At 49.0% G+C, this 17,555-nt stretch carries 15 protein-coding genes and 2 tRNA genes; 13 read left to right on the top strand and 4 right to left on the bottom strand.

Annotation, left to right across the window (positions count from 1 at the left end):
* Positions 1 to 154 precede the first annotated feature (154 nt).
* Together A9165_RS14635 and trmB are read right to left on the bottom strand one after the other, a co-directional pair.
* Positions 155 to 1,162 carry a class I SAM-dependent methyltransferase gene (locus A9165_RS14635; protein WP_065956453.1) on the bottom strand — a complete coding sequence of 336 codons (1,008 nt, stop codon included), beginning with the start codon at positions 1,160 to 1,162 and terminating at the stop codon, positions 155 to 157.
* Positions 1,162 to 1,896 carry a tRNA (guanosine(46)-N7)-methyltransferase TrmB gene (trmB, locus tag A9165_RS14630; RefSeq protein WP_065956452.1) on the bottom strand — a complete coding sequence of 245 codons (735 nt, stop codon included), beginning with the start codon at positions 1,894 to 1,896 and terminating at the stop codon, positions 1,162 to 1,164. Before trmB ends, A9165_RS14635 begins: the two co-directional genes overlap by 1 nt.
* A 109-nt stretch (positions 1,897 to 2,005) precedes the next feature.
* On the opposite strand from trmB, the gene mutY reads away from it, so the two are divergent.
* Genes mutY through rlmM form a run of 6 tightly spaced genes read left to right on the top strand, consistent with a single transcriptional unit; the run spans position 2,006 to position 6,423 of the window.
* On the top strand, positions 2,006 to 3,076 hold the full coding sequence (mutY, locus tag A9165_RS14625; protein WP_065956451.1) for an A/G-specific adenine glycosylase: 1,071 nt from the start codon (positions 2,006 to 2,008) through the stop codon (positions 3,074 to 3,076).
* Complete coding sequence (locus A9165_RS14620; protein ID WP_065956450.1) at positions 3,073 to 3,345, top strand: oxidative damage protection protein; 273 nt, start codon at positions 3,073 to 3,075, stop codon at positions 3,343 to 3,345. The genes mutY and A9165_RS14620 overlap by 4 nt, the downstream gene beginning before the upstream one ends.
* 29 nt (positions 3,346 to 3,374) lie before the next feature.
* Entirely contained in the window at positions 3,375 to 4,313 is a 939-nt protein-coding gene (locus A9165_RS14615; RefSeq protein WP_008608642.1) for a transcriptional regulator GcvA, read from the top strand.
* Positions 4,314 to 4,363: 50 nt separating this feature from the next.
* Entirely contained in the window at positions 4,364 to 4,987 is a 624-nt protein-coding gene (locus A9165_RS14610) for an alpha/beta family hydrolase (RefSeq protein ID WP_065956449.1), read from the top strand.
* Positions 4,959 to 5,345 (top strand): hypothetical protein, encoded by a 387-nt coding sequence (locus A9165_RS14605; RefSeq protein ID WP_065956448.1) that lies wholly within the window; start codon positions 4,959 to 4,961, stop codon positions 5,343 to 5,345. Before A9165_RS14610 ends, A9165_RS14605 begins: the two co-directional genes overlap by 29 nt.
* Position 5,346: 1 nt before the next feature.
* A complete protein-coding gene (gene rlmM, locus A9165_RS14600) occupies positions 5,347 to 6,423 on the top strand; it encodes a 23S rRNA (cytidine(2498)-2'-O)-methyltransferase RlmM (protein ID WP_065956447.1) in 1,077 nt (358 codons plus the stop codon).
* Positions 6,424 to 6,427: 4 nt separating this feature from the next.
* On the opposite strand, the gene A9165_RS14595 is transcribed toward rlmM, so the two are convergent.
* Positions 6,428 to 7,612: an endonuclease/exonuclease/phosphatase family protein gene (locus tag A9165_RS14595; protein ID WP_065956446.1), complete on the bottom strand. Its 1,185-nt coding sequence runs from the start codon at positions 7,610 to 7,612 to the stop codon at positions 6,428 to 6,430.
* A 374-nt stretch (positions 7,613 to 7,986) separates the two neighbouring features.
* Here A9165_RS14595 and A9165_RS14590 point away from each other — a divergent pair, with 374 nt between their 5' ends.
* From A9165_RS14590 to A9165_RS14565, 6 genes are all read left to right on the top strand, one after another.
* Complete coding sequence (locus tag A9165_RS14590) at positions 7,987 to 11,127, top strand: TonB-dependent receptor domain-containing protein (protein ID WP_065956445.1); 3,141 nt, start codon at positions 7,987 to 7,989, stop codon at positions 11,125 to 11,127.
* A 120-nt stretch (positions 11,128 to 11,247) separates the two neighbouring features.
* Complete coding sequence (gene udk / locus A9165_RS14585; RefSeq protein WP_065956444.1) at positions 11,248 to 11,880, top strand: uridine kinase; 633 nt, start codon at positions 11,248 to 11,250, stop codon at positions 11,878 to 11,880.
* Between the two features lie 16 nt (positions 11,881 to 11,896).
* Positions 11,897 to 13,105 carry a NupC/NupG family nucleoside CNT transporter gene (locus A9165_RS14580; RefSeq protein WP_065956443.1) on the top strand — a complete coding sequence of 403 codons (1,209 nt, stop codon included), beginning with the start codon at positions 11,897 to 11,899 and terminating at the stop codon, positions 13,103 to 13,105.
* A gap of 15 nt (positions 13,106 to 13,120) precedes the next feature.
* On the top strand, positions 13,121 to 14,074 hold the full coding sequence (locus tag A9165_RS14575) for an isopenicillin N synthase family oxygenase (protein ID WP_008949821.1): 954 nt from the start codon (positions 13,121 to 13,123) through the stop codon (positions 14,072 to 14,074).
* Positions 14,075 to 14,183: 109 nt separating this feature from the next.
* Positions 14,184 to 14,269 (top strand) — tRNA-Leu (locus A9165_RS14570).
* Positions 14,270 to 14,460: 191 nt separating this feature from the next.
* Positions 14,461 to 14,546 (top strand) — tRNA-Leu (locus A9165_RS14565).
* A gap of 25 nt (positions 14,547 to 14,571) precedes the next feature.
* On the opposite strand, the gene A9165_RS14560 is transcribed toward A9165_RS14565, so the two are convergent.
* Entirely contained in the window at positions 14,572 to 16,038 is a 1,467-nt protein-coding gene (locus tag A9165_RS14560; RefSeq protein WP_065956442.1) for a RimK family protein, read from the bottom strand.
* A 111-nt stretch (positions 16,039 to 16,149) separates the two neighbouring features.
* Here A9165_RS14560 and A9165_RS14555 point away from each other — a divergent pair, with 111 nt between their 5' ends.
* Positions 16,150 to 17,265, top strand: coding sequence for a GNAT family N-acetyltransferase/peptidase C39 family protein (locus A9165_RS14555; protein WP_065956441.1), 1,116 nt, complete (start codon positions 16,150 to 16,152; stop codon positions 17,263 to 17,265).
* Positions 17,266 to 17,555: the final 290 nt, after the last annotated feature.

Below are 17,555 nucleotides of genomic sequence, written 5' to 3'. Positions count from 1 at the left end.
TCACAATTAGGATCAGTTATTTAGTCGCCGCAGTAGCGCTCTCGATTGTCGTGTCAGTTTCGGCTGCGAGTAATGCCGCTGGCATCAGCTTTACTAATATCAGACTGCCAAATGCGAATAAGCTAAACCGCACCGTTACTGCCTCCTGTTAAGGCTATTTTTTCGTAGCCTGATAAATCACAAAACCACTGGCTTTAGCCAGAATATTTACCTTACCAAAGGCCTGCTCCAGCAATTGTTGATAGGCGAGATGATTATTGGCGACCAGTGTTAAGGTACCACCAGATTGCAGCCGCGCCGCGCTTTGGGCAATAAAGGCTTCACTGATACTGTAGTCGGTTTTAATGCCGGTGTGAAAGGGTGGATTGCTGACAATATGCTTAAACAGCTGCGGCTGTGCTGGCAAACCATCAGCGGCAATAACCTGACCACTCAGTTGGTTAGCCTGTAAGGTCGCGTTAGTAGCAGCGATAGCCAAAGCGCTGATATCGGAGCAATACAGCTCAATGCCTGGCGCCTGCTGTTTTAGTACAGCGCCGATAATGCCGGCGCCGCAGGCGAAGTCCAGCACCTTGCCATCCTGGATATGCCCCAGGTGCTGCAGTAACAGCGCCGTGCCGGTATCCAGCTTGCCATGATTAAATACCCCAGGCAGCGAACAGATTGTCAGGTTATGCCCCTTATGCTGAATGTTAAACTGACTGATGGCGCCGGGTTTGAGTTGACTGAGATCGCCTGTGAGTGAAAACCACAGGCAGTGTTTGGCGTTATCCAGTTTATGCGCATGTAACCCCAGCTTCTCGGCGTGATTAACCAGGCTTTTAATACCGCCTTTATTATCACCTACCACATAGAGCTGGGCATCAGGCTGCAGCGCACTGGCGATACGGGCCAGATTATCGGCCAGTAATTCTTTACTCTTGGGATAAAACAGCACTGCGGTGGCAAACTGCTGGCTAAAGGCTGGTGTAGCGCTAAAGTAAACCTCGGCACCGGCTTGCTGCCACTGCTGTTTAACGGCGGCATCGGTGGTAAAGCAGCTGATTTGCCCCAATGCCGGTAACTGGCGGGCCAGTTGGTCGGCTTCTGGCTCGACAAATAATACCGGGCCCTGTAAATCGTCCAGGTTGCGTAAAATCAGCTGACTGCTGTTAGCAAGCATTAACTTATCCTTTTAAACATCAGATCCCAGACACCATGGCCCAAGCGTTGGCCGCGTTGTTCGAATTTGGTCAAAGGCCGGTGTTCAGGGCGTTCGACATAGGTGTTGTTGGCGGATAAGTTCTGAAAACCTTCGGCAGCTTGCATGACTTCCAGCATATGCTCGGCATAGTTTTCCCAATCGGTCGCCATATGAAAGACACCACCGATCTTTAATTTACTGCGCAGTGCCTGCACAAAGTCTGGCTGCACGATACGTCTTTTATGATGGCGCTTTTTGTGCCAGGGATCCGGGAAAAACAGTTGCACTGTATCCAGGCTTTGCTCCGGGATCATCTCGGCTAACACTTCAACCGCATCATGTTCAAACACTTTCAGATTGCTTACGCCCTGCGCAACGGCTTCGGATAAGCAGGCGCCAACGCCCGGTTTATGCACCTCAATACCGATAAAATCCTGTTCCGGTGCCGCTTTTGCCATCGCCACCAGTGATTTGCCCATGCCAAAGCCAATTTCCAGTACCCGCGGGGCGCTACGGCCAAACAGCTGGTCCAGATCCAGTAGTACCGGCTGATAATTCACGCCATAGCTTGACCAGTGATTTTCCAGCGCCAGTTGTTGGCCCTTGGTTAAGCGGCCTTCACGCAACACGAAAGAGCGGATCCGCCGTAAATAAGGTTGCGTACTGGCATCATCCGGCTGATGCTCGTTTGGCGGTGTGGCCTGGTTGGTCATGCAAAGCTCCAATCTGAAAAATAAGTCGGCTATTATCCTTGGAAACGGTAGCAAGCTCAACCTCGGGCTCTGTTACAATCGGTGCTTTTCAATGGCAGGAGTCGTATTTTTGCAAACTGATACCTGGTTTAGTGAGCAGTTGGTAGCATGGTACCAGCAACATGGCCGCAAAGATTTACCCTGGCAGCAACAGCCCAGCCCCTATAAAACCTGGCTCTCGGAGGTAATGTTACAGCAGACGCAAGTGGTGACGGTAATACCCTATTTTCAGCGTTTTTTCGCCCGTTTCCCGGACGTTAAAACCCTGGCTGCTGCGCAAATCGACGAGGTGCTGCACTACTGGACTGGTCTTGGCTATTATGCGCGGGCGCGTAATTTACATCAGGCGGCACGGCAGATCGTCGAACTGCATCAGGGCGAATTTCCAACCGAATTTTCACAAGTATTGGCGCTGCCCGGTGTCGGGCGTTCTACCGCCGGCGCTATTCTGTCGTTGTCGCTGGGACAGCACTACCCGATTTTAGATGGTAACTGCAAGCGGGTGCTGAGTCGTTTTGCCGCAGTAAGCGGCTGGCCGGGCGAGAAAAAGGTCGAGCAGCAGCTATGGCAACTCGCAGAGCGCTATACGCCTAAGGATACAGTAAAGCAGTTTAATCAGGCGATGATGGATTTGGGCGCTTCGCTTTGCAGCCGCAGCAAACCGCGTTGTGCCGAGTGTCCGCTGGCCCGGCATTGTCAGGCGGCGTTAAAGGGCGAGCAGCAAGGTTATCCGGGTAAAAAACCAAAGAAAGCCTTACCTGAGCAGCAAAGTTTTTGGCTACTGTTAACCGCAGCCGATCAGGTGTTGCTAAAGCAGCGTCCGGCTAGTGGCTTATGGGGCGGCTTATATGGTTTTCTGGAATTTGCCACTGCCGCAGAGCGCGAGCAATTTATCGCGCTGCAGGGCCTGGCGGTGCAACAACAAACGGAGCTGGCGACCTTTCGGCATACCTTCAGCCATTTTCATTTATGGATCAATCCGCTTTGGCTGCAACTTTCCAGCTTGCCGGCGCGGGTAGAGGAGCAATCTGCCGCGCTCTGGTATACAATAAGCGCCATACCTGAACTGGGGTTGTCAGCCCCGGCAAAAAACCTGCTGCAGCAGCTGGCTGCATTAAGTCTGAGCAAGGAAAAATTATGAGCCGTACCGTATTTTGCCAATTTCTGCAAAAAGAGGCGCCAGGATTGGATTTCCAGTTCTATCCGGGCGAGCTGGGTAAGAAAATTTTCGACAACATCAGCAAAGAAGCCTGGGCACAGTGGCAAGCAAAACAGGTGATGCTGATTAACGAGAAAAAGCTGAATATGATGAATGTTGAGCATCGCAAGTTGTTAGAGCAGCAGATGGAAGCCTTTTTGTTCCAGGGGCAGGATGTGCAGATTGATGGCTATACGCCACCTGCTAACTAAGCGCTGTATTACGCCCGTTTCGGAGACTTATGGCCCGCCGTTTACCGCCGCTTAATGCATTAAAAGCTTTTGAAACTGCTGCCCGGCATCTAAGTTTTACCAAGGCGGCCGAAGAGCTCTATGTGACCCAGGCGGCGATTAGTCATCAGATCAAAGCACTGGAAGATCATCTGGGGCTGAAACTCTTTATGCGGAAAAACCGCTCTTTGCTGCTAACCGAAGAAGGGCAGAGCTATTTTCTCGATATTAAAGAGATCTTTTTGCAGCTACACGAAGCCACCGAAAAATTGCTGGCACGTGGTGCTAAGGGATCCTTGACCGTTAGCCTGCAGCCAAGCTTTGCCATTCAGTGGCTGGTGCCGCGGTTAAACCAGTTTAGTGAGCAGCATCCGGATATCGACGTGCGGATCAAGGCCGTGGATCAGGATGAAGGCTCGCTGACCGATGATGTTGATGTCGCCATTTATTATGGTCGCGGTAACTGGCGAAACCTGCATGCCGATAAATTACATACCGAATATTTACTACCGGTTTGTTCACCGCTGTTATTAAATGGCAGCAAACCGCTGAAAGAGCCAACCGATCTGCGTTTTCATAACCTGCTGCATGATGGCTCACGCCGTGCCTGGAAAGCCTGGTTTACTACCCAGGGTTTTAAAAACTTTAATGTTAATCAGGGGCCGATTTTTAGTCATTCCTCGATGGTGCTGCAGGCGGCGATTCATGGTCAGGGCGTAGCCTTGGCGCATAATGTACTGGCGCGGCCAGATATTAGCTCTGGCCGGCTGATCGTACCGTTTAATCATGTGCTGATCAGTAAAGACTCTTACTATCTGGTGTGTCGCGAGAGTCAAACCGAGCTTGGCAAGATCACAGCGTTCCGACAATGGATGCTGGATATGGTCAGCGCTGAGCAGGCCGAATTTGCCGAGCAGCAATTTACCAATGCAGTGGCAATGGATGATTAAATGCGAGTTAATTCTCTGGTATCGCAGACATTTGCTGTGCGAGTGCTACCATGACAGCGGTGGCCAGGTTATTACTTTGCCATGGCGCCGGCGCCGGCTGTGATAGCGCCTTTATGCAGCAGCTGGCCGCAGCGCTGCAGCAACAGCAGATAGATGTAGCGCTGTTCGAGTTTGCTTATATGCAGCGTAAACGCGAACTTGGTAAACCGGTGCCGCCGCCTAAAGTTGCCAGTTTGCTACCGGAGTTAGCGGCGGCGATAAAGGCGCTGGGTGACGATTTGCCGCTGTTTATTGGCGGTAAATCAATGGGTGGGCGTGTTGCGTCGCTGCTGGCCGCGCTGCCTGAATCTTTGGAGGAGCAGGTGAGGGCGGTATTTGCCTATGGTTATCCGTTTCATCCGCCGCGTAAAGCACAGTGGCGTACCGGGCATTTTTCTGAGCTTAGCCGGCCGCTTATTATAATGCAGGGCGAACGGGATCCCTTTGGCAACTACGCTGAACTGAGCGCGCTGATTTCAGCTTGGCCCGGGGTGATCTTACACTGGTTAAAAACAGCGGATCACGATTTTCAGCCACTTAAAAGTAGTGGCCTGAGCCAGCGCCAATTAATAACACAGGCCGCCGAGTTTACCCGCGGGAGTATCGATGCAATTCTGGCTAAAGTTAAGTACTAGTCTGGCAGCTCTATACGGCGGCGCAGTAGTGGCGCTTGCGGCAGCACTGATGCATTTATGGCACAGCAGCTTAACGGAGTTGGCGACCTGGCGGGTGTTGGCTGCTTTAGCCATGTTGGCATTACATGCCTTAGGTTTGCTGCTGTTAAATATCTGGCAGCCGACGAAGCTGTTACTGGCCGTCAGACTGTGTTGGCATCTGGGTGTCTGGCTGTTTTGTTGGACACTGCTAAGCGGCGTTTTTGCCTTGCCGCTACATATTTCTGCTTTGGCCCCGCTGGGTGGCCAGAGCTTTATTTTAGGTTGGCTGCTTCTGGCCATCGCAAGCTGGCGCCAGACAACCTGGCATAGAGAGTAAGATGAAACAATTATTAGTATATTGCCGTGCCGGCTTTGAAAAAGAAGCGGCGGCAGAGCTGCAGGATCAGGCCGCAGCCTTTGCGGTGTTTGGTTTTTGTAAATTGAAAGCCAACAGCGCCTTCGTGATCTTTGAGGCCTATGACAGTGAAGCGTTACAGCGCTTTTACCGCGATTTCGATTTTCAGCACTTTATCTTTATCCGGCAGTGGTTATTGCTGCTGAGCAGCGAACTGGAGCTGCCAGCTCAGGATCGGATCGCGCCCGTACTGCAGGCCGCACTGGCGGAAGAACTCAGCGGCTGTGGTAGCTTGCGGGTGGAATTCCCCGATACGAACGATGGCAAGACGTTATCGACACTGGCACGCAAGCTGACTGTGCCGCTGCGCCAGTCCTTGCGTCAGGCTGGGGTGATGCTGCAAAAAGAACATAAACGTGCGCCGGTTTTGCACTTGTTTTTATTAAGTGGCACAAGCGGTTATCTGGGTTTGTCTTACCCGGAGAATAATTCTGCGCTGGAAAACGGTATTATGCGGCTGAAGTTCCCGCCGGAAGCACCTAGTCGCAGTACTTTGAAGCTGGAAGAAGCCTTTATTACCTTTATCCCGAAAGATGAATGGGAAACCCGGCTGGCGCCAGGTATGCAAGCGGTGGATTTAGGTGCTTGTCCTGGTGGCTGGACCTATCAGTTGGTGAAACGCAGTATGATGGTGACCGCTATCGACAATGGTCCCATGGCTGAGTCGCTAATGGAAACGGGGCAGGTCAAGCATCTGATGGTGGACGGTTTCAAATTTGTCCCCGCCAAGAAAAATGTGTACTGGTTGGTTTGCGATATGATTGAGCAGCCGCAGCGCGTTGCCGCGCGCATTGCACAGTGGTTAATTCAGGGCTGGTGTCAGGAAACGATTTTTAACCTGAAACTACCGATGAAAAGACGTTACGAGACGGTAAAAGGAGTACTGGCCGCGTTTGAGCAGCAGTTACAGGAAGCAGGATTCCGATATCAACTGCAGGCGCGGCATCTGTACCATGACCGGGAAGAGGTCACGGTACATGTGCAACCGATTAAGCGCTAAAGCGCTAATCGGTGAGCTGCAGGGTTAGCCAAACCAGCCGGTGATCTGAGCTGGCATCACGGGCGCCGACTAACGGATAGTCCGCATCGGCTTTTGCCGGCCAGAAGACTCCACCTTCTTTAATCTTCAAGCCTTGCTTCGATGGCAGCACATAGTCTGCCCGCATCCGCCAACTGGCGGTATGACTGGCCGCGTGTGGACGGCCCGGGCTATGTTCAGCAGCGCCAATACTGGTCGGGATAAAGCTACCGTTTACCAGCGGATGCTGCACCAAACTTAAGATGCCACTATGAATCGCATCGCCTTCACCTTCCGCTGAGGCGTTAAGATCACCGACAATCACAAAGCGGCTACCGGCGGTTAGACCACCTGCTGTGCCCCGGTCATCATAGATATAAGTCGCTTGCGCTGGTTGCAGATAATCTACCCAGAACCGGATCTCATCATGATTGCGTTTGCCATTGCGGTTTTCCGGGCCGTCAAATACCGGCGGTGTCGGGTGGCTGGCCAGCAGGTGTACACTGATACCGTTGACCAGTACCGGGATATCCCAATGGGCTTTGGAAGACAGTGGCAGCTGTTGCCACGCTTCGGCACTATACCAGGGGGAGCCGTCGGCATTTAACGTGACTTTGTGCCCCGGCATGTCGCGCCATTTAAAATGCTGGAAAGTGCGGATCTGCTCGCTCTGGATCGGATATTTTGACAGCAACACCATGCCATATTGGCCGGGGTAAAAGCCATAGCCCCAGGCATCGGCACCTACACCGGTCGCCGCGCCGTCATTATCCAGGTCAAACGGGCTGGGTTGGCCAGTATTGACCGTATTGTAATAGTAGTAGGGGTAATCAATCGCCTGGCCGCCGGCTTGTGGCTGATTCAGATAGTTTTTGATAAAGGCTTCGATACCTTGTTTCGGATCGGCAATATAGTCGAATTCATTTAACAGCAGGATGTCTGGCCGCACCCGCTGAATAATGGCAGCAATATTTTTCACCTGAGGGTGGTCGCCGTTGGCCAGAATATCAACCAAGATCTGGCTGCTGCCTCTTTCACCTTGCGGTAGGTAGTTTTCGGCTTCCATACTGACATTAAAGGTAGCGACAGTGATTTGCTGCGTGGCCATAAGCACCTGACTGTTGAGTAAAAAAAAGCCAACACAAAGTTTGGCGATCAAGCGTTGAAGCATTGCTGTTCCCGATATAACGAAAAGGTCAAACAGCATAGCCAGTCGATAACAGAAGATCCAGTCTTGGCAGGTTAAGCTGGCCGATTAAGTCGGCGAAGTGTTGGAAAAGGATGGTGCTTTTGAGAAAAGATAAATTTAAATGGAACTTTTTTCGTTGATTTTCTGCACTATTATTCGCATCAGAAATTAGACATGTTACACTAATATGACGGGAACGCCCTTTGACAGTATAACTATAGATAAGTTCCTCTAATTTGGGATCTGTAACGAAAGTGAAATAATCTTCGTTTAGGCTTGGATACCCAGATTGAATATTATCTGTGCAAAAACTAAATCGGATTTAGCATAACCCACAACTACCAGGTGAAAACGATATGAAAATTAGACACTTAGCGATGGCCGTTACGCTCGCGCTTGGCGTAAGCAACATGGCATTTGCTGATACCTCTTCTGCAATCCGTGGTAACGTTGTTACTGCAACAGGTGAAGTTGCAGCCAACGCCCGCGTTGAAATTTTACACGTGCCGTCAGGTACCCGCTCTGTTGCTACGACTAACCAGGCCGGTGCTTTTGCCAGCTCAGGTTTACGTGTTGGTGGTCCTTACACCATTACTATTACTAGCCCGCAAGGCACTAAGGTTTACAACAATATCTTTATATCACTTGGTGAATCTTTCCGGATTAACGCTGAGTTAGAAGCGCAACAAGTCGAGCGTATCGCCGTTACCGGTACTGCTATTCTGGCAGGCAACACCGGCAGTAGCAGCTACTTCGGTGCCAATGATGTTGCCAATACGCCAAGCTTCGATCGTGATATTAAGGACGTAGTGCGGAATAATCCTCTGGCCGTACTAACTGCCAAAGATGGTGAGTTAGTGGTTGCCGGTACTAACCCACGTTTCAACAGTATCAGTATCGATGGTATCGCTCAGAACGACGATTTTGGTTTGAATGCTAACGGTTATCCAACCACTCGTTCGCCTATTTCATTAGATGCCATCGACCAGATCACTATCGACGTTTCGCCTTTCAATGCCAAAGACAGTGGTTTCCAAGGCGCTAAAATTAACGCTGTAACCCGTTCAGGTACTAATAAGTTTACCGGCTCGGTAATGTACGAGAAACAAAATGACAAGTGGGCTGGTACGCCGAAAGATGGTCGTAACAAGCGTCCTCTGCAATTTGACGAGTATACCTATGGAGCCACAGCTGGAGGCGCGGTAGTACAAGACAAACTGTTCTATTTCGTTTCTTATGAGTTCTATGAAGCTGATACCCCAATTGAATGGGGTCCAGCTGGTAGTGGCGCAGCCAACACCTCAGTTGCGACTTTAGCTGACTATGAAGCTGTACGTCGTATTGCCCGTGATGTTTACGGTGTTGATGCCGGGACCTGGGATTTCACACCTGTAACTGATGATAAGAAGTTATTAGTTAAGCTAGATTGGAACATTAGCCAGGATCACCGTGCTGCGTTAACTTACCAGTACAATAAGGGTAACCGGACTGCCAACACGACGTCTGCGGCCAACCGTTTACGTTTATCTTCACACTGGTATAACCGGATTGAAGAGTTAAACAACTACGCATTCAAACTTTACTCTGACTGGACGCCAGATTTTTCTACTCAGTTTAGTCTGACTTATATCGATAACCCGACGACCCAGGCATCGTTCAGTGATTTCGGTGACATCACTGTTAACATTGGCGTAGGTACCAATAATATAGGTTTGGGTTCTGACTTTTCACGTCACTCAAACGAACTGAACAAGAAGTCGACTATTGTAGCCATCGATGCGGACTACCTGTTGGGTGATCACAATCTGAGCTTCGGTTACCAGTTTAAGCGCCTGGACATCTTTAACATGTTCTTGCAGAACACTAAAGGCTCATACACCTTTGACAGCCTGGCAGCTTTTGAAGCGCGTCGTGCGTCACGGTTAATCTACCAAAACGCAACCAGCCTGAACCCTGCTGATGCGGCTGCGGAGTTCGTTCGTGACGAGCACGCGATGTATGTTCATGATCAGTGGTTTGTGACTGACAGTTTACAAATTGATATCGGTCTGCGTTATGAAATGCTAGCGTCAAGTGACCGTCCGGTATTTAACCAGCAAGCGAAAGACCGCACAGGCTTCGATAATACTGAAAATCTGGATGGTCTAGATATTTTCCTGCCACGTTTTGGCTTTAAGTGGGATGCCGCTGACGATTTAACTGTTCGTGGTGGTATTGGTCGCTTCTCAGGTGGTCAGCCAACAGTCTGGATCTCAAACGCGTATTCAAACCCTGGCGTTGGTCGCGCACAATTTGATGTGCGTAACCCTTCTAGCAGCCCGCTAGCCTCAGCCTTAAATAATGTGGATATCAAAGATGTACCTCAGGCGTTTAAAGATGCGGTGGCTAATTCAGCCGTATTCGCTGATACTAACTTCACAGATCCTAACTTTAAGATGCCATCAGATTGGCGCTTCCAGTTAGCGGCTGATTACATGATCAATATTCCGTACATTGCTGATGACGTAATGTGGACCACGGAATATATGTATAAAAAGCCCGAAAATACAGCGTTCTGGGTAGATGCCAGCTTGACTGGACGTGAGTCGAGATTTACGGCTGACGGTCAGCGTATTATTTATAATGCGACGACGCCACGAGATCTGATGTTAACGAATGCCGATAAAGAAGGTCGCTCGAAGATTTTCAGTACTATGCTGAGCAAGGCTTGGGATAACGGTATTCGGGTGACTACTTCTTATACCAACCAAGATATTACTGATTCTCACACCAGTACTAGCTCAACGGCAACCAGTAACTACGGTTTCAACACTACGATTAACCGTAATGAAGCAGTTGTTGGTCGTTCAGCTTTTGAAACTGAACACCGTTTCGTTGTAAATTTCGGCTACGAGCATGAATTCTTCGCTGGTTACAAGACCAACGTCAATATGTTCTATGAGCGTCGCTCAGGTAAGCCGATTACTTACTTCCTGAATGGTAATAACAATACCTTTATCACCAGCACTGGTTTTGCTAACCCATACAACCTGCTGAGTCCGGGTACCACTTCGAACGCGTTACTGGTGTATATCCCGACACCAAATGACCCGAACGTCGTGTTCCTTAACGATGCAGCTCGCACCAACTTCTTCAATACCATCAATGCGCTGGGCTTGGACAAGTATGCCGGTGGTTATGCACCACGTGGTGCCAACACTACCCCTTGGGTAACGACGCTTGATCTGAACTTCCGTCAGGAGATCCCTGGGTTGTTAGAAGGCCATAAAGGTACTTTCTACTTCACTATCGCGAACTTCCTGAACCTGTTAGACAGCTCACAAGGCCGTGTTTATGGTAGTGATTTCGGTACTATCCAGTTGGTTGACTTCAACATCAACCCAACAACTGGCCAGTATATTTACGGTAACGTTACCAACAACACTAACAACTACGACAAGTTCTACAACCAGTTCTCTACTTGGAGACTGAAAATGGGTGTAAGCTACCGCTTCTAATTATTTAGAGGTCGTAAAAATGCCAGTCAATTGACTGGCATTTTTTTTGGAAGTTTTTATTCCTAATCACAGCGTTATTAGCGATAATTACCAGCTTTTTGCAATTCTTCGGGCTGTTTTATGGGTAAAAGAACCATTATCGCTATTGCCGGCGCCTCTGCTTCCGGTAAAAGTTTATTTGCCTCAACTGTTTATCAGGAACTGGTAGCTGAGTTGGGTGGCGAGCGTATTGCGATCCTGTCTGAAGATGCTTACTACCGCGATCAGAGTCATTTGTCTTTTGAACAACGGATCCTGACTAACTATGACCATCCGTCAGCCTTCGAACATGAACTCTTGGTCGAACACTTAAAGGCATTGCGTACAGGCCAAACCATAGCGATGCCGCAGTATAGTTACAAACTTCACACCCGCATTGAGGACACTATCAAGGTCCAACCGGCAAAAGTGATCCTGGTAGAAGGGATCTTATTGCTGACAGACGAGCAGTTACGTGATCAATTTGATATCACGGTTTTTATGGATACGCCGCTGGATATCTGTTTGCTGCGCCGGATCAAACGTGACCTCGAAGATCGCGGCCGCAGTTTGTCCTCGGTGACTGAGCAGTATGAAAGCACAGTGCGCCCTGCCTTTTTTGAGTTTATCGCCCCCTCGAAACAATACGCCGATCTGGTGGTCACCCGCGGTGGCAAAAACCAGATTGCTATCGATATTATAAAAGCAAAAATCCGCCAGCTATTGTCGGAATAACAACCAGGAAAACATTATGATGGGATTAGTGGGCATTGTTGCCCTGTTATTGGTCGCCTACCTGGCGTCAGCAAATCGTAGCCGGATCAACTGGCGCACTGTTGGTGGTGCCTTTGCCATTCAAATTGCCATTGGTGCCTTTGTGCTCTATGTGCCCTTTGGTCAGGAAGTGCTCTACAGCATCTCTCAGGTCGTAGCGAATGTTATCGGCTATGCCAACGCCGGTATCCAGTTTCTGTTTGGTGACTTGGGTAACTTCTCGCAAGGCTTTATTTTTGCCATCCATGTACTAACCATCATTATTTTCTTCTCGTCATTAATAGCGGTGCTATATCACGTCGGTATTATGACCTGGGTAATTCGACTAATTGGCGGTGGCCTACAAAAATTACTCGGCACCAGCCGGCCTGAGTCGATGTCAGCTGCGGCCAATATCTTTGTTGGTCAGACGGAAGCACCACTTATTGTTAAACCTTTTATCCCAACGATGACCCGTTCTGAGTTGTTTGCCGTGATGGTAGGGGGGCTGGCATCGGTAGCTGGTTCGGTATTAGCCGGCTATGCTGGTTTAGGTGTGGAGTTAAAGTATCTGATTGCGGCCAGCTTTATGGCGGCACCGGGTGGCTTTTTAATGGCCAAGATGATTTTGCCGGAGACCGAAACGCCAAAAAATGATCTGGCAGAGATTACTACTGAAAAGCCGCATACTAATCTGATTGATGCCGCAGCAGCGGGCGCTTCCAGTGGCATGCAGCTGGCTCTGAATGTTGGTGCAATGTTATTGGCCTTTGTCGGTTTAATCGCCTTGGTTAACGGCATTGTCGGTGGAATCGGTGGTTGGTTAGGTAAAGACGATCTTACTTTACAACTGATTTTCGGTTACGTATTCCAACCGCTGGCTTTTATTCTGGGTGTGTCCTGGGAAGAAGCCCGCGCGGCTGGCAGTTTTATCGGTCAAAAGCTGGTGATTAATGAATTTGTCGCATACCTCGACTTTGTGCAGGTGAAAGAGCAGTTAAGCGCCCATACTCAGGTGATAGTTACTATCGCTCTGTGTGGCTTCGCCAATTTCTCATCAATTGCCATTTTGTTAGGCGGCCTGGGTGGTATGGCGCCAGGCCGGCGCGCTGATATTGCCGAGTTAGGTTTAAAAGCCTTACTTGCTGCAACATTAGCGAATTTAATGAGCGCTGCGATTGCAGGGTTCTTTTTTTCTTTAGGCTAAAAACAGGTCTTTTATATGACTCAACATGTTCCAACGTTGGATATAAGACGGTTTGCCACCGACAAAGATAACTTTGTTGCCGAAATTGGCAAGGCCTATACTGAGTTTGGATTTTGTGGCATTAGTGGTCACGGTATTCCGGATGAGGTAATAGAGAACACTTATCAAGCTATTAAGCAGTTTTTTGCACTGCCAACCGAAGTTAAAGCCAAGTATCACCAGCCAGGTCAGGGTGGGGCACGTGGATACACCGGTTTTGGCGTGGAAAAAGCCAAGGATTCTAATCACCCGGATCTGAAGGAATTCTGGCATGTGGGCCGGGAGCTGGACGGCCCAGCGCCGCATCCCAGTTTATATCCGAATGTCTGGCCAACTGAAGTACCGGCATTTAAAGACGCGACTTACCGTTTATATACCGAGCTGGAAAAGCTGGGTAACCGGGTATTGGAAGCACTGGCGCTTTTCCTGGGGCAAGACCAGTCGTATTTTGCTGATAAAGTGAATTACGGTAATTCCATTCTGCGGCCGATTCACTATCCGCCGATTAAGGACACCTCAACCCAATCGATCCGGGCTGGTCAGCATGAAGATATTAACCTGATCACCTTATTGGTGGGTTCTAATGAGGCTGGACTGGAAATTTTGCGCCGCGATGGTAGCTGGTTACCGGTGACCACCATTGAAGGCACTATTGTCGTCAATATCGGCGATATGCTGCAGCGCTTAACTAACCATGTACTGCCATCAACGACGCATCGGGTGGTGAACCCGGCGGGTGCAGCGGCGGGTGAGCCTCGTTATTCTATCCCGTTTTTTATGCATCCGAATCCGGATTATGTGATTGAAACCTTAGCCAGTTGTGTCAGCGCTGAGCGGCCAAACCGCTATCCGGAGCCGATTAACTCTAACGACTATCTGATGCAACGTCTGGAAGAGATTGGCTTGCTGAAAAAAGCCCAAAAAGGCTAAAACGCTGCTAAATTGTGCAACCGCGCTTATCAGGCTGAAAATCGTATTGACGCGGCCTGATAAGTCGCTATACTGCACGCCACGTTAAGCGTACTGCGCAAAACGTTATGCAGATGTGGTGGAATTGGTAGACACGCAAGCTTCAGGTGTTTGTGCCCACAAGGCGTGAGAGTTCGAGTCTCTCCATCTGCACCAAATTAACCGGCCAAGGCCGGTTTTTTGCTTTTATGTGCCTATAATCCACCCGGGCATAGCTTTTACCAGCGTTTGGCTCCGCGCGTTGTAAATTTAAGCAAACAGTAAGATTTTTAAAAAAGCCAGTTGACGCTGCTTTTGAAATCGTTATACTGCACGCCATGTTGAGCAGCTAGCGCTGTAGACATAACGCAGATGTGGTGGAATTGGTAGACACGCAAGCTTCAGGTGTTTGTGCCCACAAGGCGTGAGAGTTCGAGTCTCTCCATCTGCACCAAATTAACCGGCTTAAGCCGGTTTTTTTATCGGTTTAATTCAATGCGCCGGATAAAATCTTCAACTAGCAGATCATAGAGTTTGCTGCCTAAATACAAGTCCTCGACACCATCATCAATATTGGGGTTGTCATTAACCTCAATAACAAATACCTGGTCACCCGCTTGCTTCAGATCGACACCGTATAGACTGTCACCTATAGGTTTACAGGCGGCAAGCGCAGCTTGCAACACATGGGCCGGCACCTCTGCAATCGCACAGGTGGTAAAACCGCCACTCTGAGTTTTGCCCTTACCGTGCTTATAAATTTGCCAGTGATTGCGGGCCATAAAATACTTACAGGCGAATAGTGGCTGACCGTTCAATACGCCAATCCGCCAGTCAAACTCGGTATAGGTATAACGCTGGGCCAGGATAATAGCGCTCTGTTCAAACAGAGCATTTAGCTGTGCTTTTAACTCGGTCAGAGTACTGACTTTAACCACGCCACGGGAGAAGCTGCCGTCAGGGATCTTTAAAACCAAAGGTAAGCCAAGCGTATCGGCGGCGCGCTCCAGATTATCTTCGTCTTGTTTAAATAGCATTAAGCCGTCCGGCACCGGCACTTTATGCTGCTGAAATAAGGTCTGTAGGTATACCTTATTACCACAGCGTAAGATTGAGTTCGGATCGTCGATGACAGCCAATCCCTCGCGCTCTGCCTTTACTGCCAGATGAAAGGTGTGGTGATTTACACCTGTGGTTTCGCGAATAAACAGGCCATCAAACTCCGGTAGCCGCTGAATATCCCGGGCTGAAATTAATTCAGTATCCATAGCCGCGCGCTTTGCAGCTTTTCGAAATAGCTCCAGCGACTTCGGAGTGCAAGGTGGAAAGGGCTCGTTTGGGTTGGTCAGAACAGCCAGATCATATTTAAAGCGGGCATTCTTTGGCTCCAGCCGCCAGATTTTGTGACTGTAACGTTCCAACACTTCAGCAAAATGCCCTTGTTCCTGCTCAGTTAACTTATGTACCGCACCAATTTTTATGGAACGGATCTGCCAGTGATTCTTTTTACTTAGCTCAACCCGAAGAATGGGCACTGGCAGTGCCTCAAATAAATAGCTGGCAAATTTACGCAGGGCTTTTGATGAGGTTTCACCAAAATAGATGTTAAACAGCAGTTGCTGTTCTGCAGCATCAGCCAGCGCTTTGTCTAGCAAGCTTTGTAATGTGCCGGGAAGCTCTTCGATAAGCTCAGATATCTCAAAGCGATTAAATTTATTGAAAGCTCGCAATGATGGCATAACGTTATGTCCACGTGCTTCAGCCAGCAGTGAGCAGTAATAGCCGGTGCCCAGATAGTGGGGTTGGCGACACAGATTAATAACCCGTACCCGTTGTTTTTGTTTCGGTTGCCATTTTAGATATGCCGGCAGACTCATTACGCCGTCATATTGGTAGAAAGGAGCCCAGTCTTGCAGTTTATCGACAACAATAACCAGTTTCGCCATAAGTTAGATCCTGTCCTCTTACCTGAGAAATTACCTAAAGTATCGGTAATAAGAATAAAGTCCGCTACTATACTGAGTATAATCAGATATTAGCTTTGAGTACTGTATCGGATGGATGTTCAACAGTTTATTGAGATCCGGGAAGCGACAAGTCAGGATCTATCGGCATTGCTGGTTATTGAGCTGCAATGTTTTCGGAGCGATCGGTTGAGCCAACGCAGCTTTAGGCGCTTTATCTCCGAGAAGCGTAGTGATTTGTTCGTGCTTTGTCTGGATAAGGAGGTAGTGGGTTATTACTTACTAATCTACCGGCGTGGTAGCAGTATGGCTAGGCTATATTCAATAGCTGTGTTACCGCGTTTGCAAGGGCAAGGTCTGGCCAAGCGTTTGATCGCGGATGCGGAGCAAAAGGCGCTGCTCAGGCATTGTGTGTTATTAAGATTAGAAGTGCGGCCTGACAATCAGCCAGCAATAAAACTTTACCAAAATCTCGGCTATCATCCATTCGGCGTTAAGCTGGATTTTTACGAAGATCATAGTGATGCGTTGTGCCTGCAAAAGCAAATTCATCATTATCAGGCCGCGTCCTATACCAAACTGGTGCCTTATATTGCGCAAACCACTCCATTTACTTGCGGCCCTGCCTGTCTGCTAATGGCATTTAACTATTTTCAACCCGGGGAATTCAGCCCCGAACATCTGGAAATTGAACTATGGCGGGAAGCAACAACGATATTTATGACGTCTGGTCATGGAGGTTGTGGTCCTAGAGGCTTGGCGTTAGCTGCGGCAAAGCGCGGCTTTATAGTGCAAATTTATCTGAATCAGGATGGTCCCTTATTTTTGGATTCGGTGCGTAGTCCTGAAAAAAAGTCGGTGATGCAGCGGGTCTATCAGGCTGACCAAGCCAAAGTTACGCAACTAGGCTTACCTTTGGTACTAACCGAACCGGATCTATCTTTAATAAGCAAGCTGCTAAAGGATGGTTATATTTTATTGGCGCTAATCAGTACCTGGCAGTTTGACCGTTCGAAAGCGCCGCACTGGATAGTGATTTGTGCGGTTGACGCTGACTTTGTCTATATTAACGATCCGGATGTAGAAGACATTCCCTGGCTTTCGCCAACGGAGCGCCACTATATACCAGTAAGTCATCATATCTTTAACAAAGCTTTTGCTTACGGTAAAAGGCGTCTGAAAGCTTTGTTGGCGATTAAAAAGGTCTAAAAATAGCCGCTTTGCTGCATTTTTCTGCGAACGATCTAAAAACCCTAAGTTTTCTATAAACTCTGCTTGCAGCCTTGTTAAAACGCGCTATAATGCGCGCCATGCCATGCGGGGCGCGTAGCCGGGTGCTGCGCTAAACCAGTTTAGCTGGCAAACCGGGTGAGAAAACGAAGCGCTCAAAAATCTTGAAAAAGACGCTTGACAGCAGAGTTTAAATCACTAAAATGGCCGCCTCGCTTCAGGGTGCTGATGAAAGCCCCGAAAAACGAAGTGAGGTAAAAAAAGAGTCG

The organism is Alishewanella sp. HH-ZS, from assembly GCF_001704375.1.
GTDB classification, from domain to species: domain Bacteria; phylum Pseudomonadota; class Gammaproteobacteria; order Enterobacterales; family Alteromonadaceae; genus Alishewanella; species Alishewanella aestuarii.
The sequence above is the reverse complement of the archived record's forward strand: the minus strand, read 5'-3'. Positions and strand labels throughout refer to the sequence as shown.

What these genes read in the sequence shown, in the direction of transcription:
- A9165_RS14605 (WP_065956448.1), top strand. Translation starts at nt 4,959, where the DNA reads ATGCAATTCTGGCTAAAGTTAAGTACTAGTCTGGCAGCTCTATACGGC.
- udk (WP_065956444.1), top strand. Translation starts at nt 11,248, where the DNA reads ATGGGTAAAAGAACCATTATCGCTATTGCCGGCGCCTCTGCTTCCGGT.
- rlmM (WP_065956447.1), top strand. Translation starts at nt 5,347, where the DNA reads ATGAAACAATTATTAGTATATTGCCGTGCCGGCTTTGAAAAAGAAGCG.
- A9165_RS14560 (WP_065956442.1), bottom strand. Translation starts at nt 16,038, where the DNA reads ATGGCGAAACTGGTTATTGTTGTCGATAAACTGCAAGACTGGGCTCCT.
- A9165_RS14580 (WP_065956443.1), top strand. Translation starts at nt 11,897, where the DNA reads ATGATGGGATTAGTGGGCATTGTTGCCCTGTTATTGGTCGCCTACCTG.
- A9165_RS14595 (WP_065956446.1), bottom strand. Translation starts at nt 7,612, where the DNA reads ATGCTTCAACGCTTGATCGCCAAACTTTGTGTTGGCTTTTTTTTACTC.
- A9165_RS14620 (WP_065956450.1), top strand. Translation starts at nt 3,073, where the DNA reads ATGAGCCGTACCGTATTTTGCCAATTTCTGCAAAAAGAGGCGCCAGGA.
- A9165_RS14635 (WP_065956453.1), bottom strand. Translation starts at nt 1,162, where the DNA reads ATGCTTGCTAACAGCAGTCAGCTGATTTTACGCAACCTGGACGATTTA.
- A9165_RS14615 (WP_008608642.1), top strand. Translation starts at nt 3,375, where the DNA reads ATGGCCCGCCGTTTACCGCCGCTTAATGCATTAAAAGCTTTTGAAACT.
- A9165_RS14590 (WP_065956445.1), top strand. Translation starts at nt 7,987, where the DNA reads ATGAAAATTAGACACTTAGCGATGGCCGTTACGCTCGCGCTTGGCGTA.
- A9165_RS14610 (WP_065956449.1), top strand. Translation starts at nt 4,364, where the DNA reads ATGACAGCGGTGGCCAGGTTATTACTTTGCCATGGCGCCGGCGCCGGC.
- trmB (WP_065956452.1), bottom strand. Translation starts at nt 1,896, where the DNA reads ATGACCAACCAGGCCACACCGCCAAACGAGCATCAGCCGGATGATGCC.
- A9165_RS14555 (WP_065956441.1), top strand. Translation starts at nt 16,150, where the DNA reads ATGGATGTTCAACAGTTTATTGAGATCCGGGAAGCGACAAGTCAGGAT.
- A9165_RS14575 (WP_008949821.1), top strand. Translation starts at nt 13,121, where the DNA reads ATGACTCAACATGTTCCAACGTTGGATATAAGACGGTTTGCCACCGAC.